At 59.9% G+C, this 18,561-nt stretch carries 17 protein-coding genes; 8 read left to right on the plus strand and 9 right to left on the minus strand.

Annotation, left to right across the window (positions count from 1 at the left end; all coding sequences use genetic code 11):
- Nucleotides 1–14 precede the first annotated feature (14 nt).
- The 4 genes from AACY18_RS07120 to AACY18_RS07135 all read right to left on the minus strand — a co-directional run bounded on the left by AACY18_RS07120 (nucleotide 15) and on the right by AACY18_RS07135 (nucleotide 2,633).
- On the minus strand, nucleotides 15–689 hold the full coding sequence (locus AACY18_RS07120; RefSeq protein ID WP_339431799.1) for an urease accessory protein UreF: 675 nt from the start codon (nucleotides 687–689) through the stop codon (nucleotides 15–17).
- The gene (gene ureE, locus AACY18_RS07125) at nucleotides 686–1,186 is read right to left on the minus strand and encodes an urease accessory protein UreE (RefSeq protein ID WP_339464596.1); all 501 of its coding nucleotides are present in this window, start codon (nucleotides 1,184–1,186) and stop codon (nucleotides 686–688) included. Before ureE ends, AACY18_RS07120 begins: the two co-directional genes overlap by 4 nt.
- A 300-nt stretch (nucleotides 1,187–1,486) precedes the next feature.
- Nucleotides 1,487–2,119: a TetR family transcriptional regulator gene (locus AACY18_RS07130; RefSeq protein WP_339431801.1), complete on the minus strand. Its 633-nt coding sequence runs from the start codon at nucleotides 2,117–2,119 to the stop codon at nucleotides 1,487–1,489.
- A 172-nt stretch (nucleotides 2,120–2,291) separates the two neighbouring features.
- A complete protein-coding gene (locus AACY18_RS07135; RefSeq protein WP_339431802.1) occupies nucleotides 2,292–2,633 on the minus strand; it encodes a hypothetical protein in 342 nt (113 codons plus the stop codon).
- 383 nt (nucleotides 2,634–3,016) lie between these two features.
- On the opposite strand from AACY18_RS07135, the gene AACY18_RS07140 reads away from it, so the two are divergent.
- On the plus strand, nucleotides 3,017–5,092 hold the full coding sequence (locus AACY18_RS07140; protein WP_339464597.1) for an AsmA family protein: 2,076 nt from the start codon (nucleotides 3,017–3,019) through the stop codon (nucleotides 5,090–5,092).
- A 59-nt stretch (nucleotides 5,093–5,151) separates the two neighbouring features.
- Here AACY18_RS07140 and AACY18_RS07145 read toward each other — a convergent pair whose 3' ends face one another.
- A complete protein-coding gene (locus AACY18_RS07145; RefSeq protein ID WP_221732851.1) occupies nucleotides 5,152–5,682 on the minus strand; it encodes a ferritin-like domain-containing protein in 531 nt (176 codons plus the stop codon).
- A gap of 258 nt (nucleotides 5,683–5,940) precedes the next feature.
- Between AACY18_RS07145 and AACY18_RS07150 the strand changes: the two genes are divergently transcribed.
- Nucleotides 5,941–6,819, plus strand: a complete 879-nt coding sequence (locus tag AACY18_RS07150) for a triacylglycerol lipase (protein ID WP_339431804.1) — start codon at nucleotides 5,941–5,943, stop codon at nucleotides 6,817–6,819.
- 96 nt (nucleotides 6,820–6,915) lie between these two features.
- Here the strand turns inward: AACY18_RS07150 and AACY18_RS07155 are convergent, their stop codons facing one another.
- The gene (locus AACY18_RS07155) at nucleotides 6,916–7,803 is read right to left on the minus strand and encodes a DMT family transporter (protein WP_339431805.1); all 888 of its coding nucleotides are present in this window, start codon (nucleotides 7,801–7,803) and stop codon (nucleotides 6,916–6,918) included.
- 96 nt (nucleotides 7,804–7,899) lie between these two features.
- Here AACY18_RS07155 and AACY18_RS07160 point away from each other — a divergent pair, with 96 nt between their 5' ends.
- The 3 genes from AACY18_RS07160 (at nucleotide 7,900) to AACY18_RS07170 (ending at nucleotide 10,280) form a co-directional block, all read left to right on the plus strand.
- Nucleotides 7,900–8,694, plus strand: coding sequence for an AraC family transcriptional regulator (locus AACY18_RS07160; RefSeq protein WP_339431806.1), 795 nt, complete (start codon nucleotides 7,900–7,902; stop codon nucleotides 8,692–8,694).
- Nucleotides 8,695–8,757: 63 nt separating this feature from the next.
- Nucleotides 8,758–9,063 (plus strand): PsiF family protein, encoded by a 306-nt coding sequence (locus AACY18_RS07165; RefSeq protein WP_339464598.1) that lies wholly within the window; start codon nucleotides 8,758–8,760, stop codon nucleotides 9,061–9,063.
- A gap of 203 nt (nucleotides 9,064–9,266) precedes the next feature.
- Complete coding sequence (locus AACY18_RS07170; protein WP_221732846.1) at nucleotides 9,267–10,280, plus strand: AI-2E family transporter; 1,014 nt, start codon at nucleotides 9,267–9,269, stop codon at nucleotides 10,278–10,280.
- Between the two features lie 134 nt (nucleotides 10,281–10,414).
- Here AACY18_RS07170 and AACY18_RS07175 read toward each other — a convergent pair whose 3' ends face one another.
- Nucleotides 10,415–11,689 (minus strand): Hsp70 family protein, encoded by a 1,275-nt coding sequence (locus AACY18_RS07175; RefSeq protein ID WP_339431809.1) that lies wholly within the window; start codon nucleotides 11,687–11,689, stop codon nucleotides 10,415–10,417.
- A 292-nt stretch (nucleotides 11,690–11,981) separates the two neighbouring features.
- Here AACY18_RS07175 and AACY18_RS07180 point away from each other — a divergent pair, with 292 nt between their 5' ends.
- Nucleotides 11,982–12,929 carry a DnaJ C-terminal domain-containing protein gene (locus AACY18_RS07180; protein WP_339431810.1) on the plus strand — a complete coding sequence of 316 codons (948 nt, stop codon included), beginning with the start codon at nucleotides 11,982–11,984 and terminating at the stop codon, nucleotides 12,927–12,929.
- 23 nt (nucleotides 12,930–12,952) lie between these two features.
- Entirely contained in the window at nucleotides 12,953–13,258 is a 306-nt protein-coding gene (locus tag AACY18_RS07185) for a chaperone modulator CbpM (RefSeq protein ID WP_339431811.1), read from the plus strand.
- Between the two features lie 148 nt (nucleotides 13,259–13,406).
- Here the strand turns inward: AACY18_RS07185 and AACY18_RS07190 are convergent, their stop codons facing one another.
- Nucleotides 13,407–14,534, minus strand: a complete 1,128-nt coding sequence (locus AACY18_RS07190; RefSeq protein WP_339431812.1) for a sensor histidine kinase — start codon at nucleotides 14,532–14,534, stop codon at nucleotides 13,407–13,409.
- 430 nt (nucleotides 14,535–14,964) lie between these two features.
- Here AACY18_RS07190 and AACY18_RS07195 point away from each other — a divergent pair, with 430 nt between their 5' ends.
- Nucleotides 14,965–16,593, plus strand: a complete 1,629-nt coding sequence (locus AACY18_RS07195; RefSeq protein ID WP_339464599.1) for a hypothetical protein — start codon at nucleotides 14,965–14,967, stop codon at nucleotides 16,591–16,593.
- Nucleotides 16,594–16,756: 163 nt separating this feature from the next.
- Here the strand turns inward: AACY18_RS07195 and ureC are convergent, their stop codons facing one another.
- A complete protein-coding gene (ureC, locus tag AACY18_RS07200) occupies nucleotides 16,757–18,457 on the minus strand; it encodes an urease subunit alpha (RefSeq protein ID WP_339431814.1) in 1,701 nt (566 codons plus the stop codon).
- Nucleotides 18,458–18,561: the final 104 nt, after the last annotated feature.

Consider the following 18,561-nt stretch of genomic DNA (forward strand, 5'->3'; position numbering starts at 1 on the left):
CAAAATAACGGGCCCTAGGAACGGAACAGGCGGCTGTACTGGCGCTCATGGGCCATGCACGCCAGGGACAGACCGAACGCGGCGCTGCCGATGTGTTCGGGGTTGATTCGGGTGGCGTCCTGCTGTGCCTGTTGCAGCAGCGGCAGCAGTTCGCTGGTCAGGCGCTGGGCGGCTTGCTGGCCCAGCGGCAGGGTTTTCATCAGAACGGCCAGCTGGTTTTCCAGCCAGCTCCACAGCCACGCGGCGAGGGCGTCCTGCGGGCTGATGCCCCAGGCACGGGCGGCCAGCGCCCAGCCGAGGGCCAGATGCGGTTCGGTGCACTGCTCAAGAAAATCGCGTGCGGGTGCGTCCAGTTCCGGCAAGCCGTTGAGCAGTTGCTGCAACGAGTAACCCATCTGCCGGCTCTCCAGATGCAACTCGCGGGTCTCACGGCTGGCGCGGTGGGTTTCGCAGATCTGCAGCAGTTCGCCCCAGTTTTCATCCGCCGCGGCCTGACAATGGGCGAGCAGCAGCGGCGCTTCGAATCGGGCGAGGTTGAGCAGCAACTGATCACTGATCCAGCGGCGAGCGCTGTCCGGGTTGTTGACCCGGCCGTTATCCACCGCCATTTCCAGGCCTTGCGAATAGCTGTAGCCGCCAATCGGCAATTGCGGACTGGCCAGGCGCAACAGCGCCCAGGCCGGATTCACAGACGCACGCCGAACTGGTGGAGTTTGGGCGCGTAGTTGAAGTCTTCGTCGCCGTGCCGCGAATGGTGATGGCCGCCGCCGTAGGCACCGTGCTCCGGCTGGAACGGCGCTTCAATGGCTTCGACCTGCGCGCCGAGTTGCTCGAGCATCGCCTTGAGCACGTAATCGTCGAGCAAACGCAGCCAGCCATCGCCGACTTGCAGGGCAACGTGGCGATTGCCCAAGTGGTAAGCGGCGCGGGTCAGTTCAAAGGCATTGGCGCAGGTGACGTGCAGCAGTTGTTCGGGGCGGGCGCAAACTCGAACGATGCGTCCGTCTTCAGCCTGTAGGCATTCGCCGTCATACAGCGGTGCCTGACCGCGCTCCAAAAACAACCCGACGTCTTCACCTTCGGCACTGAAACAGCGCAAACGGCTTTTGCTCCGTGCTTCGAAGGTCAGGTGCAACTCGGCGGCCCAGAGGGGTTGAGGGTCGATTCTGCGATGAATCACCAGCATCGGAAAGCTTCCAGCAGTGGACAATACTCAGGTTAGAGCAAGGGGCTTGCCAATCGGACGAGATGTAGGAAATCCCTGTCGGAGCGTAGTGGATGTTTCAAGATGTTGCGGGAATTTGAGAGGTTTTGGTGCATGAAGATTTTTACATGCACCAAATGGAGGCCGAGACGCTGATCCAATTGTGGGAGGGGGCTTGCTCCCGAAAGCGGTGTGTCAGGCAGGCATGTTTCGACGGGCACACTGCATTCGGGAGCAAGCCCCCTCCCACAGGAGATGTATGACTATTTGGAGGGAGGAGGGTTATTCGGTACTGCCCAGCCCTTGCCAGTGCTTGAGACCGATAAAGATGAAGCGCAATTGCTGGGTGATCTTCGCCTGAGGCGTCAGATGCTCCGGCAAGGCTTCGGCGGGCGGGTCGATGATGTCCGGCAGGGTGGCGAAAACGGATTTGACGATCAGGTCGGCCATCACGCTCAGGCCGGCTGCGTCCAGGTGCTGAAGCTTGGGCATCAGCCCAAGGTCAGCCGCCAGGTCTGCGCTGATGTTTTCGCGCAAGCGGCCAATCGCCTGTCGCACCGGTTGCGAGCCGCCGTACTGCTCACGGGCCAGAAACAGAAATTGCGAACGGTTGGCGCTGACCACATCAAGAAAGATGCGCACCGACGCATCGATAATGCCGCCCATGACGAATTCGTTGTGGCGCACCAAGCGGATGGTCTCGCGGAAGGTCTGGCCGACTTCACTCACCAGCACCAAGCCCAATTCGTCCATATCGGCAAAATGCCGATAGAAACCGGTGGGCACGATTCCGGCGGTTTTCGTCACTTCGCGCAGGCTCAGGCTGCCGAATCCTCGGCCGCTTTCCATCAAGTGGCGGGCAGCGTCCATCAGGGCGTTGCGGGTCTGTTGTTTCTGTTCGGCGCGGGGCAGCATCGCAGGACGTGTTCTTTGGCAGGACAAGCGCCGCACTCTAGCAAATCGGCTTTATCGGCGTCGAACGGCAGCGGGGATGCAACGGAGGGAAATCGCGACTTCTTTAACGCTGTGGCTGAAAAGTCAAAAGCCCAATCGGGGAATTGGGCTTTTTTTCCAGGCCACCACGGGCTTAGCTTAAAGCGGCGTTGCGTTCGATCACACGGTCACCACCACCTTCGGCGAGCGCCTGGCCTTGTGGGGTTTTGTCGTAACCGTCTTCAACCAGGCCTTTTTGTTCGAGGCGGTTGCGACCGTTTTCGGCGAGCGCCTGGCCTTGTGGAGTTTTGTCGTAGCCATCTTCAGCCAGGGTCTGGCCTTGTGGCGTGCGGTCGGAACCGTCAGCAGCAACGGTCTGGCTGAACACGGAGTAGCTGGTTTTGACTTGTGGAGTCGCCTGTTCGGCAGCGGGCAGGGCGAAAGCAGTGCTGGCTAGCATCGACAGGGTAAGGCTGAGCAGTAATTGGCGTTTCATGATGGGTTGCTCCTTGGGAGGGCGATAAAGTGGGTACGAGGGCAATGCTACTCTCGATAAGTCGATATAAAAGTTCATAAACGCAATGGTAATAATCAACAGAATTGATTGTTCTGACGGGAGGCTCTAGAACGGGCCTTTCAGGGTGACGGTTTTGCACCTTGGTGGGTATTTTCGACCCACTTGCGCCTCACAAAAGTGCGGGGGCGGTAACGCTGTTCGACCAATCGGTCAGATTTGCGTGGCTTTTTCCGCCCAGATCCGGCTTTCGATTAAACCTGCGGGCCTTTTGCCAGTCACAGAATTCATGAGGGCCGCTTTGGCCCGCCGTTTCAGCCGTTCGCCGTGATGTGGGCGTGCGGTCGTCATCAGGAGCTTTGTGCATGACGCGCACCGGAAAAATCTTCAGTTGGACCTTCGCCACCCTTGTACTGCTCTTGGCCGTGCTGGTCCTGATCATCGTGTTCTTCGACTGGAACCGGATCAAACCGCCGCTCAATGCCAAAGTCTCGCAAGAACTGCATCGACCATTTGCCATTAACGGCAACCTGGCGGTGATCTGGCAGCGTGAACCGGATGAAGGGGGCTGGCGTGCCTGGATACCCTGGCCGCATGTAGTCGCCGAGGACTTGAGCCTGGGCAATCCGGGCTGGTCGAAGACGCCGCAGATGGTCACGCTCAAGCGCGTTGAGCTGCGCATCTCGCCTCTGGCGCTGTTGGCGCAACGTGTGGTCATCCCGCGCATCGACCTGACCGAGCCCAACGCTGAGCTGCAACGCCTGGCCGATGGCCGGGCCAACTGGACGTTCACGTTTGATCCCAAGGACCCGAATGCCGAACCGTCGAACTGGGTGGTCGATATCGGCGCCATCGGTTTCGACAAGGGCCATGTGACGCTTGATGATCAAACCCTCAAGACCAAGCTGGATGTGCTGATCGATCCGCTGGGCAAGCCGATTCCGTTCAGCGAAATCGTCGGTGATAAAGCCGCCAAAACCGCACAGGACAAGGGCGGCGCGCCACAAGACTACGCGTTCGCGTTGAAGGTCAACGGCCAATATCACGGCCAGAACCTCACCGGCCAAGGCAAGATCGGCGGGTTGTTGGCGTTGCAGGACGCGAGCAAACCGTTCCCGCTGCAAGCCCAGGCGAAAATCGGCGACACCCGCATTGAATTGGCCGGCACCCTGACCGACCCGCTCAACCTCGGCGCCCTCGACCTGCGCCTGAAACTGGCCGGTGCCAGCCTCGGCAACCTCTACCCGCTGACCGGCGTGACCCTGCCGGATACGCCCCCGTATGCAACCGACGGCCATCTGATCGCCAAGCTGCATGACGCGGCGGGCGCGACATTCACCTATGAGCAATTCAACGGCAAGATCGGCGGCAGCGACATCCATGGCGACCTGACCTACATCGCCAGCCAGCCACGGCCAAAACTCAGCGGCGCGCTGGTATCCAATCAATTGCTGTTCGCTGACCTCGCGCCGTTGATCGGTGCTGACGCCAATGACAAGCAAAAGGCCCGGGGCGGCGAGAGCAAGCAACCGGCCGATAAAGTGCTGCCGGTCGGGGCATTCAAGACCGACCGCTGGCGGGCGATGGACGCGGATGTTGAATTCACCGGCAAGCGCATCGTCCACAGTGAAAAACTGCCGCTCACCGACCTCTATACCCATCTGAAACTCGATGACGGTGAGCTCAGCCTGGAACCGCTGCGCTTCGGCGTCGCGGGCGGCAATCTCGACGCACAGATCCGCCTCAACGGGCGCACCGAACCTTTGGAAGGCCGGGCCAGATTGACTGCGCGCAAGTTCAAACTCAAGGAACTGTTCCCGACGTTTGAGCCCATGAAGACCAGTTTTGGTGAGCTCAATGGCGATGCCGATATCAGTGGTCGCGGCAACTCGGTTGCCAAGTTGCTGGGCGGCGCCAACGGCAGCCTGAAGATGCTGATCAACGACGGCGCGATCAGTCGTGAGTTGATGGAGCTGGCCGGTCTCAACGTCGGCAACTACGTGGTCGGCAAGATCTTTGGCGACAAGGAAGTGAAGATCAACTGCGCGGCGGCGGACTTCGACATCAAGACCGGTTTGGCGACCACGCGACTGTTTGTCTTTGATACCGAGAACGCGATCATTTACGTCGACGGCACAGCGAACATGGCCACCGAGCAACTGGACCTGACGGTGACCCCCGAATCCAAGGGCTGGCGTCTGATCTCGCTGCGCTCGCCGCTGTATGTGCGTGGCAAGTTCATCAAGCCCGATGCCGGGGTCAAAGCGGTGCCGCTGTTGCTGCGCGGGGCGGGGATGGTGGCGTTGGGGGTGATTGCTGCACCGGCGGCAGGGCTGCTGGCGTTGGTGGCGCCCAGTGGCGCAGAGCCGAATCAGTGTGCGCCGCTGCTTGAGCAGATGAAGGCGGGCAAGGCGCCGGTGACCGTCAAGCCAAGCAAGTAAATCTACAGCGCCTGTCAGGACGCCATCGCGGGTTTGCCCGCGATGGCAATTTCGAAGGTTTAGAGGTCGTTCAGAATGTCCGCCATGTCATCGGCATGTTCTTCTTCCTGAGCCAGAATATCTTCGAAGATACGCCGGGTGGTCGGGTCTTTATCACCGATGTACTGAATGATCTCGCGGTAGCTGTCGATAGCGATCCGTTCGGCCACGAGGTCTTCGTAGACCATTTCCTTCAAGGTGTTGCCGGCCACGTACTGGGCGTGGGACATCTTGGACAACAGGTCGGGGTTGAACTCAGGCTCGCCGCCCAATTGCACAATGCGTTCAGCCAGGCGGTCAGCGTGCTGCGCTTCCTGAATGGCGTGTTCGAGGAATTCGTCGGCGGCCACGCTGGCTTTCAAACCGTTGGCCATGAAGTAGTGGCGCTTGTAGCGCAAGACGCAGACCAGTTCGGTGGCCAGCGATTCGTTGAGCAAGCGCAGCACCTCTTCACGGTTGGCGCTGTAGCTTTCGGTGACGGCACCGTTTTCAACGTGTTGCCGTGCGCGCTCGCGCAGGGTTTGAACATCAGACAAATGCAGGTCGCTCATTTCAGTCTCCTGGAGGCTAATCCGATTGGCGCCACGTTCTACAGTCGTGATCGCCTACCCAGGTTGTGAGTCTTGAGCGACGCAAAAAGTTTTATGGGATTTTTTGCGGTCTTGACGCCCGTCATCCAAATGCTTACCGGTGGGGCTGATGGTGGCGGGGGGGGCAGGCTGCTCATCGAGTTGTCATGTTCAGGGCGGATGCTTGGCGGGCGTTTTGCACGCCTTGCATCCACTCACCGACCACAAGGATGTTTGCCCATGTCGACGCGTTATCCACTGGTGCTGGTGCCGGGCATGCTCGGGTTTATCCGGCTGGTGTTTTATCCGTATTGGTTCGGGATCATCAAGGCGTTGCGCCGTGGTGGTGCGACGGTGATTGCCGTGCAGGTGTCGCCGCTCAACTCGACCGAGGTGCGCGGTGAGCAGTTGCTGCGGCGCATCGAGGAGATTTTGCGCGAGACCGGCGCGGCCAAGGTCAACCTGTTCGGTCACAGCCAAGGCTCGCTGACGGCGCGTTATGCGGCGGCCAAACGTCCGGATCTGGTGGCTTCGGTGACCTCGGTCGCCGGGCCCAATCACGGTTCGGAGCTGGCCGATTACCTGCTCAAGCACTACCCCGCGGACAGTGCCAAAGGGCGCGTTCTTGATGCGTTGCTACGCGCTATCGGCTGGATGATGGCGTTACTCGACACCGGTTATCACGGGCCGAAACTGCCGGTGGATATCCATGCCTCGCATCACTCGCTGACGACAGCAGGCGTGGCGCTGTTCAATCAGCGTTATCCACAGGGGCTGCCCGACACCTGGGGCGGGCACGGGCCGGAAGTGGTCAATGGCGTGCGTTATTACTCGTGGTCGGGGACGTTACAGCCGGGCAAGACCGATCGCGGCGGTAATCTGTTTGACGGCACCCATCGCAGCTGTCGGCTGTTTGCCACGACGTTCGAACGTGAAGCGGGGCAGTGTGACGGCATGGTCGGGCGTTACAGCTCGCATCTGGGCACGGTGATTGGCGATGACTTTCCTCTGGATCATTTCGACATCGTCAACCAGTCGCTGGGGCTGGTCGGGAAGGGGGCTGATCCGGTGCGGCTGTTTGTCGAGCATGCGGCGCGGCTCAAGGCTGCCGGGGTCTAGCGGTCAGCCCAAGTGAGCGTTCTTCGCGAGCAAGCCCGCCCCCACAGGAAAATGCAGGCCAAATGGGGCAGTGGGCTTGCTCGCGAAGAGGCCGGATCAGGCAACGCGGCGTTTATGGCCCAGCACGGTGGTCCAGCGCTCGGAAAGAATCACCCCTCCCAAGGTCAACAACCCGCCGACCAAGTGATACATCGCCAATTGCTCCTTTAGCACCAGCGCCGCAATCAGCGCCGTGATCAACGGCAGCAGGTTAAAGAACAGTGTGGTGCGGCTCGGCCCCAGGCGCTGCACCGCCTGCATCCACGCCAATGGCGCCAGCATCGAAGCCAACAGACACGCGTACAACACCAACGGAATGTTCTGCAGGGTCAGGCCGGTTTTCGGCGAAACAGCAAACAGCGGAAACAACACCACAATCGCCACCAGCACCTGCAAATACAGCAACACCAGCGGCGGCAAACGCAGCTGCCATTTCTTCAGCAACGTGCTGTAAACCGCGTACGCCAGGGTGGCGATCAGCATCATCGCGTCCCCCAGATTCACCCCGTGTTGCAGCAGCGCGCCGAGGCTGCCGGACGACACCACCACCAGCACACCGGCAAACGACAGCACGGCACCGACCAATGCACCGGCGGTCAGGCGCTGGCCCAGGCTGATGATCGCCATGGCCAGCGACATCAAGGGCATCAGCGACAGGATGATGCCCATGTTGGTCGCTGTGGTCAGGGTCGCTGCGAAATAGGCGAGGCTTTGGTACACCGCCATGCCGAGCACCCCGAGCACAAAGATTTTGCCCAGGTTCGGGCGGATCTTCGACCAGTGGGCAATCACCGGTTTGAGCATGAACGGGGTGAACAGCAAGCCGGCGAGCAGCCAGCGGTAGAAACCGATTTCGGCCGGGAAGATCGCGCCGACGGCGAGCTTGTTGATCACGGTGTTGCCGGCCCAGATAAAAATCGCCAGCAGGGGAAAAGCGTATTGCATGCGTTGAAACCAGAACGTTAATGAAGCGTGATTATCCTCTGTCTGGATACAGCCCTATACTTCGAACCGGACAACCTGCCTCTGAAACCGGACAGCATGAACAGCAAACACATCGATCTGCTGGATTTCAGCGAACTGCCGTCGACGGTGTACTTCCGTTACGCCGACTTCAACGCCCACGAATTCGCCGCGCCGCACCGCCATCCGTGGGGCACGCTGGAGTATGCGGCTCATGGCGTGCTGCACATGGACGTCGACGGCAGCCGTTTCATGTCGCCGCCGCAATACGCGGTATGGGTGCCGCCGCAGGTCGAGCACAGTTTCTACAGCCATCAACCGGTCAATTATCGGGCGGTGTGTCTCGCGCCCAAGGTCTGTGCCGAGTTGCCGGCGCGGGCTTGCACGCTGGCGATCAGCGACATTCTCAAGGCGATCCTCAAGGACTTCGCCGCCCGCGACGTGAAGATCCCCGAACACGATGCCGATCAGCGTCTGGCCCAGGTGCTGGTCGATCAACTGCAACAGGCGCCGGTGCATGAGTGTTACCTGCCGTATGCCAGTAGTCCCGGTTTGCTATCGATCCTCGACGCGTTGCAGGCCTATCCGGGCAACAACCAGCCGTTGGCACAGTGGGCGGCGCAAGTGCATGTCAGCGAACGCACGCTGGCTCGGCAGTTCGTGCGCGAACTGGGGATGAGTTTCGGTGAGTGGCGCCAGCGCCTGCGCTATCTCGCCGCGATCGATGCACTGGAAACGTCGCGCAGCGTGCAGGAAATCGCCTTCGACCTGGGTTACAGCAGTGGCTCGGCGTTTATCGCCATGTTCGCCCGTCAGGCCGGATGTACGCCGGAGCAGTACCGGCGCAGCCACCTGGAAGGCAGGAAGGTGTAACAAGATTTGGCTACACTTCTGCGTAGGCCGCATCCATCGGTGCGGCGACAAGGAGAAAACTCCATGAAGATGTTGCGTGTCCCTTTGTTGATGATCGGTCTGCTGCTGTGCTTCCAGGGTTTTGCCGCCACCGCGCAACAGAACAAAATGACCACCTGCAATGCCGATGCGACCGCCAAGAGCCTGAAAGGCGATGCGCGCAAAACGTTCATGAGCACCTGCCTCAAAGCCGCGCCAGCAGCCAACGATGGCAAGGCGATGACGCCCCAGCAGCAGAAAATGAAAACCTGCAACGCTGATGCGAAAACCAAGGCGTTGACCGGCGATGCACGCAAGACTTTCATGAGTGATTGCCTGAAGAAAAAGTAATCAGCAGGGATATGCGGCGAACGGGCCGGCCTCTTCGCGAGCAGGCTCGCTCCCCCATTGAAATGCGTACCCCAGTGGGAGCTAGCCTGCTCGCGATGGGGCCATTGAGCGCACCCACACCCTTCGCCCCTGCATATTCCTAGTGCTCCCCCCGGATCGCTGGCAGACTGCCCATCCTTTTACGCCGTTCGTTTTGAGGCTGTATGCCAACGTTTTCTCAGCGTCATGTTGTGTTCTGGGTCAGTTGCATCATCATTTTCGGCGGTTTGCTGCTGGTGTTGCCGCTGCGCTTGCTGCCCAGTCTGTTGGCCGGATTGTTGGTGTTCGAATTGGTCAACATGCTCACCCCGCAACTGCAACGGCTGATTGAAGGCCGCCGCGCACGTTGGCTGGCGGTGGCGTTGCTCGGTACGCTGGTGGTCAGTGTGCTGGCGCTGCTCTTCGCCGGCGCCATCAGTTTCCTGCTGCACGAAGCGGAAAATCCCGGGGCGTCGCTCGACAAATTCATGGGCGTGATTGATCGCGCGCGCGGTCAGTTGCCGCCGTTCATCGACGCCTACCTGCCGGCCAGTGCGGCGGAATTTCGCGTGGCGATCGGCGAATGGGCCGGCAAACACCTGGCCGATCTGCAACTGGTGGGCAAGGACGCAGCGCACATGTTCGTCACGCTGCTGATCGGCATGGTGCTTGGCGCAATCATCGCGCTGCAGCGCATACCGGACGTGACCAAGCGCAAGCCGCTGGCCGCCGCACTGTTCGACCGCTTGCACCTGCTGGTGCAGGCGTTTCGCAACATCGTCTTCGCGCAGATCAAGATTTCCCTGCTCAACACCTTCTTCACCGGCATCTTCCTGGCGGTGATCCTGCCGATGTTCGGCATCAAACTGCCGCTGACCAAAACCCTGATCGTGCTGACCTTCCTGCTCGGCCTGCTGCCGGTGATCGGCAACCTGATGTCGAACACCCTGATCACCATTGTCGGTCTGTCGCTGTCGATCTGGGTGGCGCTGGCGGCGCTGGGCTACCTGATTTTTATCCACAAGCTCGAATACTTTCTCAACGCGCGCATTGTCGGCGGGCAGATCAGTGCCAAGTCGTGGGAGTTGCTGCTGGCGATGCTGGTGTTCGAGGCCGCGTTCGGCCTGCCGGGGGTGGTGGCGGGGCCGATTTACTACGCGTATCTCAAGAGTGAGTTGAAGCTGGGCGGGATGGTTTGATTCAGATTTTGTAGTGTTTGAGCGGGCCTCTTCGCGAGCAGGCCCGCTCCCACATTTGACCGCATTCCTTCAGCTAGAATGCAATCCAGTGTGGGAGCGGGCTTGCTCGCGAAGGGCGCACCGCCGATTTCGGATCAGGCCATGGCGCCATAACGCTTCATGGCTTCAATCGCCAGACCGCTGCCGATGCTGCCAAAGATATTGCCTTCGACATGTCGCGCATTCGGCAGCATCGCCGAGACGCTGTTGCGCAGCGCCGGAATGCCGCTGGAACCACCGGTGAAGAACACCGTATCCACCTGACCTACCGATACATTGGCGTCGTTCAACAGTTGCGTGACGCTGCCGCGAACCCGTTCCAGTTGCGCGTCGATGGCTGATTCGAACAGGGCACGGGTCAGTTCCACGCTCAGCCCGGCTTCGATGCGATCCAGCGGCACATGCCGGCTGTCGGTATGAGTGAGCTGAATCTTGGTCTCTTCCACTTCCATCGCCAGCCAGTGCCCGGCGCGTTGTTCGATCAGTTTGAACAGGCGATCGATGCCGCCGGTGTCTTCGATGTCGTAGCGCATGCTGCCCAGCGCCAGGCTGGATTTTTGCGAGTACACCGAGTTGATCGTGTGCCAGGTCGCCAGGTTCATGTGGTGGCTGGTCGGCATGTAGGCGCCGCTCTTCATACGGCTGCCGTAGCCGAACAGCGGCATCAGGCCTTGCAGGCTCAGTTGTTTGTCGAAGTCGGTACCGCCGATGTGCACGCCGCCCGTGGCGAGGATGTCGTCGTGACGGTTATCCACACCGCGACGCTCGGGCGACAGACGCACCAGCGAGAAGTCGGACGTACCACCGCCGATGTCGACGATCAGTACCAGCTCTTCTTTCTCGATGGTCGACTCGTAGTCGAAGGCCGCGGCAATGGGTTCGTACTGGAATGACACGTCCTTGAAGCCGATCTTGCGCGCGACTTCTACCAACGTGTCTTCGGCTTCCTGGTCGGCCAGCGGATCGTCATCGACGAAAAACACCGGACGGCCCAGCACCACTTGCTCGAATTCCCGACCGGCGGCGGTTTCGGCACGGCTCTTGAGCTGACCGATGAACAGACCGAGCAAGTCCTTGAACGGCATCGCGGTGCCCAGGACGCTGGTGTCGTGCTTGATCAACTTGGAGCCGAGCAGGCTCTTGAGCGAGCGCATCAGCCGGCCTTCGTAGCCTTCCAGGTACTCGTGCAGCGCCAGGCGACCGTACACCGGACGGCGCTCCTCAATGTTGAAGAAGACCACTGACGGCAGGGTGATCTTGTCGTCTTCCAGCGCGATCATCGTTTCCATGCCGGGGCGCAGCCAGCCGACGGTGGAGTTGGACGTGCCGAAGTCGATGCCGCAGGCACGGGCTGGAGAGGCGTTGTTCATGTCTTTCGGGTTCCGGTCAAAAAACGGCCGCGCAGTGTATGTCAGTGCGCGGCAGATTCGAAGGCCGGTCATCAGCTATTTCACGAGCACGCTGGGTTGAAAGTCTCAGCTTTGCCCCAAACTTGCTGGCATGGGCAGGCAGACATACCGGCGGTCGCAAGAACCGCCGCCCACTGCCGATAAACTTCTGTTGCGCCACCCGGTCACAAGTTTGAGATCGGTCAACCCGGCACGCGCAAATAGGCGCATGCTGGCATCGGCGCGAAATCGATAACGGATGGTGACTCCTTCAATGGACTTCAAAGACTATTACAAGATACTCGGCGTGGAGCCGACAGCAGACGACAAGGCCATCAAGGCGGCCTATCGCAAGCTGGCGCGCAAATACCACCCCGATGTCAGCAAGGAAAAAGACGCCGAGGCCAAGTTCAAGGATGCCTCGGAAGCCTATGAAGCGCTGAAAAGCGCGGACAAACGCGCCGAATACGACGAACTGCGCCGCTATGGCCAGCACGGACAACCGTTCCAGGGGCCACCGGGCTGGCAGAGCCGTGGCGGCTTTGGCGGCGGTCAGGACACCGGCGACTTCTCGGACTTCTTCAGTTCGATCTTCGGCAATCGCGGCCCCGGTTTCGGTGGCGGCGAAGGTCGGCAACAACGCAGTACGGGACGCCGAGGGCAAGACGTGGAAATGGAACTGCCGGTTTTCCTTGAAGAGACGCTTTCGAACGAATCCAAGAAAGTCACCTTCCAGGTGCCGCAATACAACGCTAACGGCCAGCACGTCAGCAACACCACCAAGAGCCTGAACGTGAAGATCCCGGCAGGCGTGGCCGACGGCGAGCGCATCCGCCTCAAAGGCCAGGGCGCGCCGGGCATCGGTGGCGGGGCGAATGGCGATCTGTACCTGACGATTCGTTTTGCGCCGCACCCCAAGTTCGATGTCGAAGGCGACAACCTGATCATCACGCTGCCACTGGCGCCGTGGGAGCTGGTGCTGGGGGCTGAAGTGGCCGTGCCGACCCTGACCGGCAAGATCAACCTCAAAGTGCCGGCCGGCAGCCAGAACGGTCAGCGCATGCGGGCCAAGGGTCATGGTCTGAAAAACAAGGCGGGCGAGCGCGGTTACCTGTTCGTGCAGCTCAAGGCCGTCATGCCGAAAACCGCAGACGACGAGGTCATCGCGTTGTGGCAGGAACTGGCGAAGAAAGCCGCCTTCAATCCGCGAGAGAACTTCTGAACCCAGCGACGGAGTAGCCCAACATGAGCAGCCCCCTGATCGTTCAACTGGACATGGCAGAATTCTGTGAGGCAGCCGATTTATCGGACGTCTACGTGATCGAAATCGTCGAACACGGCATCCTCGAACCTCAGGGCGCGCAGCCCCGGGACTGGCGTTTCACCGACTACGAACTGGCCCTGGCCAAACGCGCCGCCAAGTTGCGGCGCGATCTGGAGCTGGAGTGGGAAGGGGTGGCGCTGGCGCTCGATCTGCTTGAGGAGGTTCGCCAACTGCGGGCCGAGAACCGCATGCTCAAGCAGCGGTTGGGACGCTTGGTGGTCGAATAGCTTGTCTGATGTCGAACGGTTGTTTGGGCATGGCCCTTCGCGAGCAAGCCCGCTCCCACAATTGGCATGCGGACTTCGGTGCGCAGTGAAATGCGGACTTCTGTGGGAGCGGGCTTGCTCGCGAAGAACGATAACGCGCTAATCCTGACTAAACGTTTCTGGGCAACACCACGCTGAAGCGCGTCCCGTCAGCCTCGTTCGAGCTGACTTCAATCGTCCCGCCATGGGCGCTGACCACTTCCTTGACGATGAACAAACCCAACCCCAGGCTGGTTGACGGCTGACCGAGTTGCTCGTCGGCGCTGCGCACCAACGGGTCGAAAATCGTGCCAATCGCCTCTTCGGGAATCGGCGTACCGTGGTTATGCACTGACACAAGCACGCTGTCGCCTTCGCCCCTGAGGTCGATCGCTACGTCGCGTTGATTCGAACCATGCTGCAAGGCATTGCCGATCAGATTTTGCAGCAACTGATCGATCCGCCCCGCGTCCCACGTTCCGTGAGTGTCGCCGCTGATTTTCAACGTTGGATGGCACTGCGGATTGCCGGCGCGGGCCTCGGCAATCGCTGCCCTTGCAGCGTCGGCCATGTCCATTGGCACTGACTCGATCGGCAGGCTCTTTCCCAGACGACAGCGCACCAGTTCGAGTAAGTCGCTGACCATCGACGCCATGTGCCGGGCGCCACGCTTGATGTTCAGGGCACAGGTCAGCGCATCTCCCTCCAGACTGGTTTTGCGCAAGAGCAATTCGCTGGACATGCTCACCGCTTGCAGCGGCACGCGCAAATCGTGCCCCAGGATGGCGAGAAAAATGTCCCGCGAACGCTCGACCTGCTCGGCGTAGGCCGCAGTCGACTCGGCCAACGCTTGGTCGATGGCCTCGTTGAAACGGATCATGTCCTGGAAGTACACCATCTCCGGCGTCCCCAGACTTTCGACCCAGCGGCGGATCACGCAGGCGCGCAAGTGGCGAAACTCCGAGGTCATCTGCACCAGATCAAAACCGACGGTGTGGCGCAGTTCGCCATGGCTGGAGCCGGCCTGATTGAGGCTGGGGGTTACTTCCAGGCCTTCACCCTTGGCTTTGGCCGCTTGCTCGTCGGGGCTCTGCGGTTTGTTCATGTCCCGTGCGGCGGCCAGCAGGATGGCCTTGGCGTGATCACGCAGCGCGGTCGAGTCCAGATAATCGGCGGCGGGCGTAATGGTGCCTGCGAACTCCTCCCATTCATCGACGATACGATCAACGTGTTGCCTGATGAATTCGGATAGGCGCATGGCAGGTTCCCTTCTGGATTGTTTCGGGATATTAACCTCTTTGTAGCTCCTGCCACAGTACCGTTGATACGTATCGGAAAGTTTCTATTGTACTGATAGTACTGTTTGGTATTGATTCATAAATTTAAACTTCGAAATTGTGAATGATTGGCTGCTCTTTGTGAGCGGTTTCTTGATGATTTTTAGTTGTTTTTATCTGCGAGGTATCTGGTATTTTTATCGTGCATGAAAGAGTTGCAGATGATCTTAAGTGCATGCTTTCCGTTTTATAAGATGTTTTGGTTGTGTTGTTTATATAGCGTCGTACATAAGGATATGTACTTGTCTGATACCGGGCGCTGCAGTTACACAGTCAACAAGCAATCATGCAGCACGCTACTCGGTTACCGATGTCGGTCACTGATAAAACCTATTCAAGGACGAATAATTCATGGTACGAAAACCGCCTTCCAAAGGCCCTGCCTCTGTCGATGGGCACACAGGGCCCACGCCACCGTCGGGCGCTGTCTCGCCGCCTCGCGATACGCTACACCGCTTCGATTTCCTTTCTCCTGACATCGCGCCAGCGCGAAATCTGCGCGGTGACGGCACCGCCGCCGGCGTGACGCCTGATACATCTTTGCCAGCATCCACGGTCACGATCAGCGCGGTCACCCCCCCTCCCGACTTCGCCCGGGCGGTGACTCGAAACACTTTGCCAGATTACGCGTTCAGGGCGTCGGTCCAACTGCCGGAGGCCGACGCGCACGGTTTACGGTCAGTCAAGGGACGTGGTTATGCCGAAGTGTCGGGCGGAGATATCGTGCCTGTCGCAACGGATCCGCAAACCGGTCTGTACCGGGCACGACTGGAAAGCGAACGGTTTGCGTCGGGGCCTGCGCTGGAGCGTGATCCTGTCAGTGGGCAATGGGCCGAGCTGAGTGAATTCGGATCGGGTGCCAGCCGATCCGCCAGCCCTCGGATATTCGCATCTGACAAAACCGTGCAACTGAAACTGTCGGCCGCGCACGAAGTGGAATTCAACGGCGCCAAATACTTCGCCGCCCGGTCACCTGACGCGGGAGACGGGCAGCATTACCTGCTGCGGGTACGCGACCCCCAAAAACCGTCCGAGCTGCTCAGCAGCGGGATCATTGCCACTCCCGATGCGGCGGGTACCTGGCATCGTCGAGGTCGCAAGGGCGGAATGAAGGCCGGGCATTCCGATGAAGAGTTCGAATTGGCGCTGGAATCATTGCCGACGCGATCGGATTCTCCCGATGATGTTTTTGAACTGGCGTCGGAGTCGATGCCGATCAAGCCTTATACCCCTGAAGAACTCAGCAGCATGCGCCACTACGTGCGTTATTCGGGCGAGAACAACAAGCTGGGCTCATACAACCGTGCCAACAATGGTAAATATCCGATCAGGGGAATTGATGGCAAACCGATGTATGTCAGAAGCATTGAGCCAGAAGCGTCCATGGCCAGTGGAAACAGATACACCTCGGAGCAGGTTCTGCCCTACCTGAAGGCGGGTGGTTTTGAACAGGTTGCCAGGTTGTATGAGGAAAAACTGCAGTTACGGACCTTTACTGAAGCAGACATTATCGTTCCCGGCGAAAAGGCTCTGATCGGACAATCGATGGTGGTGGCGAACCGGCGCATCAGCAAAGGGGAAATCATTGGGGTATATGGTGGAGATCTTGTACCTGCCGCTCGCCTGTCACTGGCCGAACAAACATTTGCCATGTACGCAACTACCGGCACTTTTATAGAGGATGGCAGGCCACGGGAATTTTCAATCGTTGTGGTGGGCGACAATATTGTTTCCAGAATCAACACCAACTTCGTATTTAACGCGGCCGGCCGGCCACTGCGACAATCGCCGGGAGGGTATAACGTTGAAACCGTTGCTTTTCGCGTTGACGCCGAAGACCGATCCGGGGGAGAGGTGGTTCGCAGAGGATTAGAGCTGAGTACTGTTTTTGCAACCACGGATATTCCGGCGGGTAAGGAACTAAGGTTGAATTATCACTACTCTCGCGAGATGGTCGCTTTGTTGTTTCCGGCTCCATGATGGAATGTTTGTAATCTCATTGCCGATACAACACTGAGCGGGGCGGATTCAAGAGCGTGGCTGATCTGTGGGTGAGTCATCAGTCCCGCCGTAAATCGGGACACCGTCACCTATGCAGGGATCTCGAGTACGGACACGAGTGTCCGTACTCGGGACGCGGGCTCTAAAACAGAAAGTAGCGTTGAGCCATCGGCAGCGTTTCCGCCGGTTCACACCACAGCAGCACACCGTCAGCCTTGACTTGATACGTCTGCGGATCGACATCGATGTTCGGCAGGTAATCGTTGTGGATCAGGTCGGTTTTCTGCACCTCGCGGCAACCTTTGACCACGGCGATCTTCTTCTTCAAACCCAATGCTTGGGGCAAACCGGCCTCCTGCGCGGCCTGGCTGATGAAGGTCAGGCTGGTGGCGTGCAGCGAGCCACCATAACTGGCAAACATCGGGCGGTAGTGCACCGGTTGCGGGGTCGGGATCGAGGCGTTGGCATCGCCCATCAGGCTGGCGGCAATCGCGCCGCCCTTGAGAATCAGCGTCGGTTTGACACCAAAAAACGCCGGACGCCAAAGCACCAGATCGGCCCACTTGCCGACTTCGATCGAACCGACTTCATGGCTGATGCCATGGGTGATCGCCGGGTTGATGGTGTATTTGGCGATGTAGCGTTTGGCGCGGAAGTTGTCGTTGCCTTCGCCATCCTGCGGCAACGGGCCGCGCTGCTTTTTCATCTTGTCGGCGGTTTGCCAGGTGCGGGTGATGACTTCGCCAACACGGCCCATGGCCTGGCTGTCGGAGCTGATCATCGAGAAGGCGCCGAGGTCGTGGAGGATGTCTTCGGCGGCAATCGTCTCGCGGCGGATGCGGCTTTCAGCGAACGCGACGTCTTCGGCGATGCTCGGGTCGAGGTGGTGGCAGACCATCAGCATGTCCAGGTGTTCGTCGATGGTGTTGCGGGTGAACGGCCGGGTCGGGTTGGTCGAACTCGGCAGCACGTTGGCAAACCCGCAGGCCTTGATGATGTCCGGCGCGTGGCCGCCACCGGCACCCTCGGTGTGATAGGTGTGGATGGTGCGGCCCTTGAACGCGCCGAGGGTGGTTTCGACGAAGCCGGATTCGTTGAGGGTGTCGGTGTGGATCGCCACCTGCACATCGTATTGATCGGCAACGCTCAGGCAGTTGTCGATGCTCGCCGGGGTGGTGCCCCAGTCTTCGTGCAGCTTGAGGCCAATGGCGCCGGCCTTGACCTGTTCGATCAACGGCTCCGGCAGGCTGGCGTTGCCCTTGCCGGTGAGGCCGATGTTCATCGCGAAGGCGTCGGCGGCCTGGAGCATGCGCGCCAGATGCCACGGGCCGGAAGTGCAGGTCGTCGCGTTGGTGCCGGTGGCCGGTCCCGTGCCGCCGCCGATCATGGTGGTGACGCCGCTCATCAGCGCCTCTTCGATCTGCTGCGGGCAGATGAAGTGGATGTGCGTGTCAATGCCGCCGGCGGTGAGGATCATGCCTTCGCCAGCGATCACTTCGGTGCCGGCGCCAATGGCCATGGTCACGTTGGGTTGCACGTCCTGGTTGCCGGCCTTGCCGATGGCGGCGATGCGGCCGTCCTTGAGGCCGACGTCGGCTTTGACGATGCCCCAGTGATCAACGATCAGTGCGTTGGTGATCACGGTGTCGACCACCTCGGCGGCCAGCAACTGGCTCTGTCCCTGGCCGTCGCGGATGACTTTGCCGCCGCCGAATTTCACTTCTTCGCCGTAGGTGGTGAAGTCTTTTTCGACCTCGATCCACAGCTCGGTGTCGGCCAGGCGCACCTTGTCGCCGACGGTGGGGCCGAACATGTCGGCGTAGGCTTGACGGGAGATCTTCATTCGTTCGCCTTGAAATTCAGTTGAGTTTGAGACTGTTCGCTGCGCTCACAGATTCGCGAGCGAGCCCGCTCCCACAAGGGAACGCGGTCCAAATGTGGGAGCGG

The organism is Pseudomonas sp. EA_65y_Pfl2_P74, assembly GCF_963970575.1.
GTDB lineage: Bacteria > Pseudomonadota > Gammaproteobacteria > Pseudomonadales > Pseudomonadaceae > Aquipseudomonas > Aquipseudomonas baetica_A.

Bases quoted from the DNA above. Each gene is read 5' to 3' on its own strand.
- AACY18_RS07170 (WP_221732846.1), top strand. From the start codon at position 9,267: ATGCCAACGTTTTCTCAGCGTCATGTTGTGTTCTGGGTCAGTTGCATC.
- AACY18_RS07190 (WP_339431812.1), bottom strand. From the start codon at position 14,534: ATGCGCCTATCCGAATTCATCAGGCAACACGTTGATCGTATCGTCGAT.
- ureC (WP_339431814.1), bottom strand. From the start codon at position 18,457: ATGAAGATCTCCCGTCAAGCCTACGCCGACATGTTCGGCCCCACCGTC.
- AACY18_RS07185 (WP_339431811.1), top strand. From the start codon at position 12,953: ATGAGCAGCCCCCTGATCGTTCAACTGGACATGGCAGAATTCTGTGAG.
- ureE (WP_339464596.1), bottom strand. From the start codon at position 1,186: ATGCTGGTGATTCATCGCAGAATCGACCCTCAACCCCTCTGGGCCGCC.
- AACY18_RS07150 (WP_339431804.1), top strand. From the start codon at position 5,941: ATGTCGACGCGTTATCCACTGGTGCTGGTGCCGGGCATGCTCGGGTTT.
- AACY18_RS07130 (WP_339431801.1), bottom strand. From the start codon at position 2,119: ATGCTGCCCCGCGCCGAACAGAAACAACAGACCCGCAACGCCCTGATG.
- AACY18_RS07155 (WP_339431805.1), bottom strand. From the start codon at position 7,803: ATGCAATACGCTTTTCCCCTGCTGGCGATTTTTATCTGGGCCGGCAAC.
- AACY18_RS07195 (WP_339464599.1), top strand. From the start codon at position 14,965: ATGGTACGAAAACCGCCTTCCAAAGGCCCTGCCTCTGTCGATGGGCAC.
- AACY18_RS07160 (WP_339431806.1), top strand. From the start codon at position 7,900: ATGAACAGCAAACACATCGATCTGCTGGATTTCAGCGAACTGCCGTCG.
- AACY18_RS07165 (WP_339464598.1), top strand. From the start codon at position 8,758: ATGAAGATGTTGCGTGTCCCTTTGTTGATGATCGGTCTGCTGCTGTGC.
- AACY18_RS07145 (WP_221732851.1), bottom strand. From the start codon at position 5,682: ATGAGCGACCTGCATTTGTCTGATGTTCAAACCCTGCGCGAGCGCGCA.
- AACY18_RS07140 (WP_339464597.1), top strand. From the start codon at position 3,017: ATGACGCGCACCGGAAAAATCTTCAGTTGGACCTTCGCCACCCTTGTA.
- AACY18_RS07180 (WP_339431810.1), top strand. From the start codon at position 11,982: ATGGACTTCAAAGACTATTACAAGATACTCGGCGTGGAGCCGACAGCA.
- AACY18_RS07135 (WP_339431802.1), bottom strand. From the start codon at position 2,633: ATGAAACGCCAATTACTGCTCAGCCTTACCCTGTCGATGCTAGCCAGC.
- AACY18_RS07175 (WP_339431809.1), bottom strand. From the start codon at position 11,689: ATGAACAACGCCTCTCCAGCCCGTGCCTGCGGCATCGACTTCGGCACG.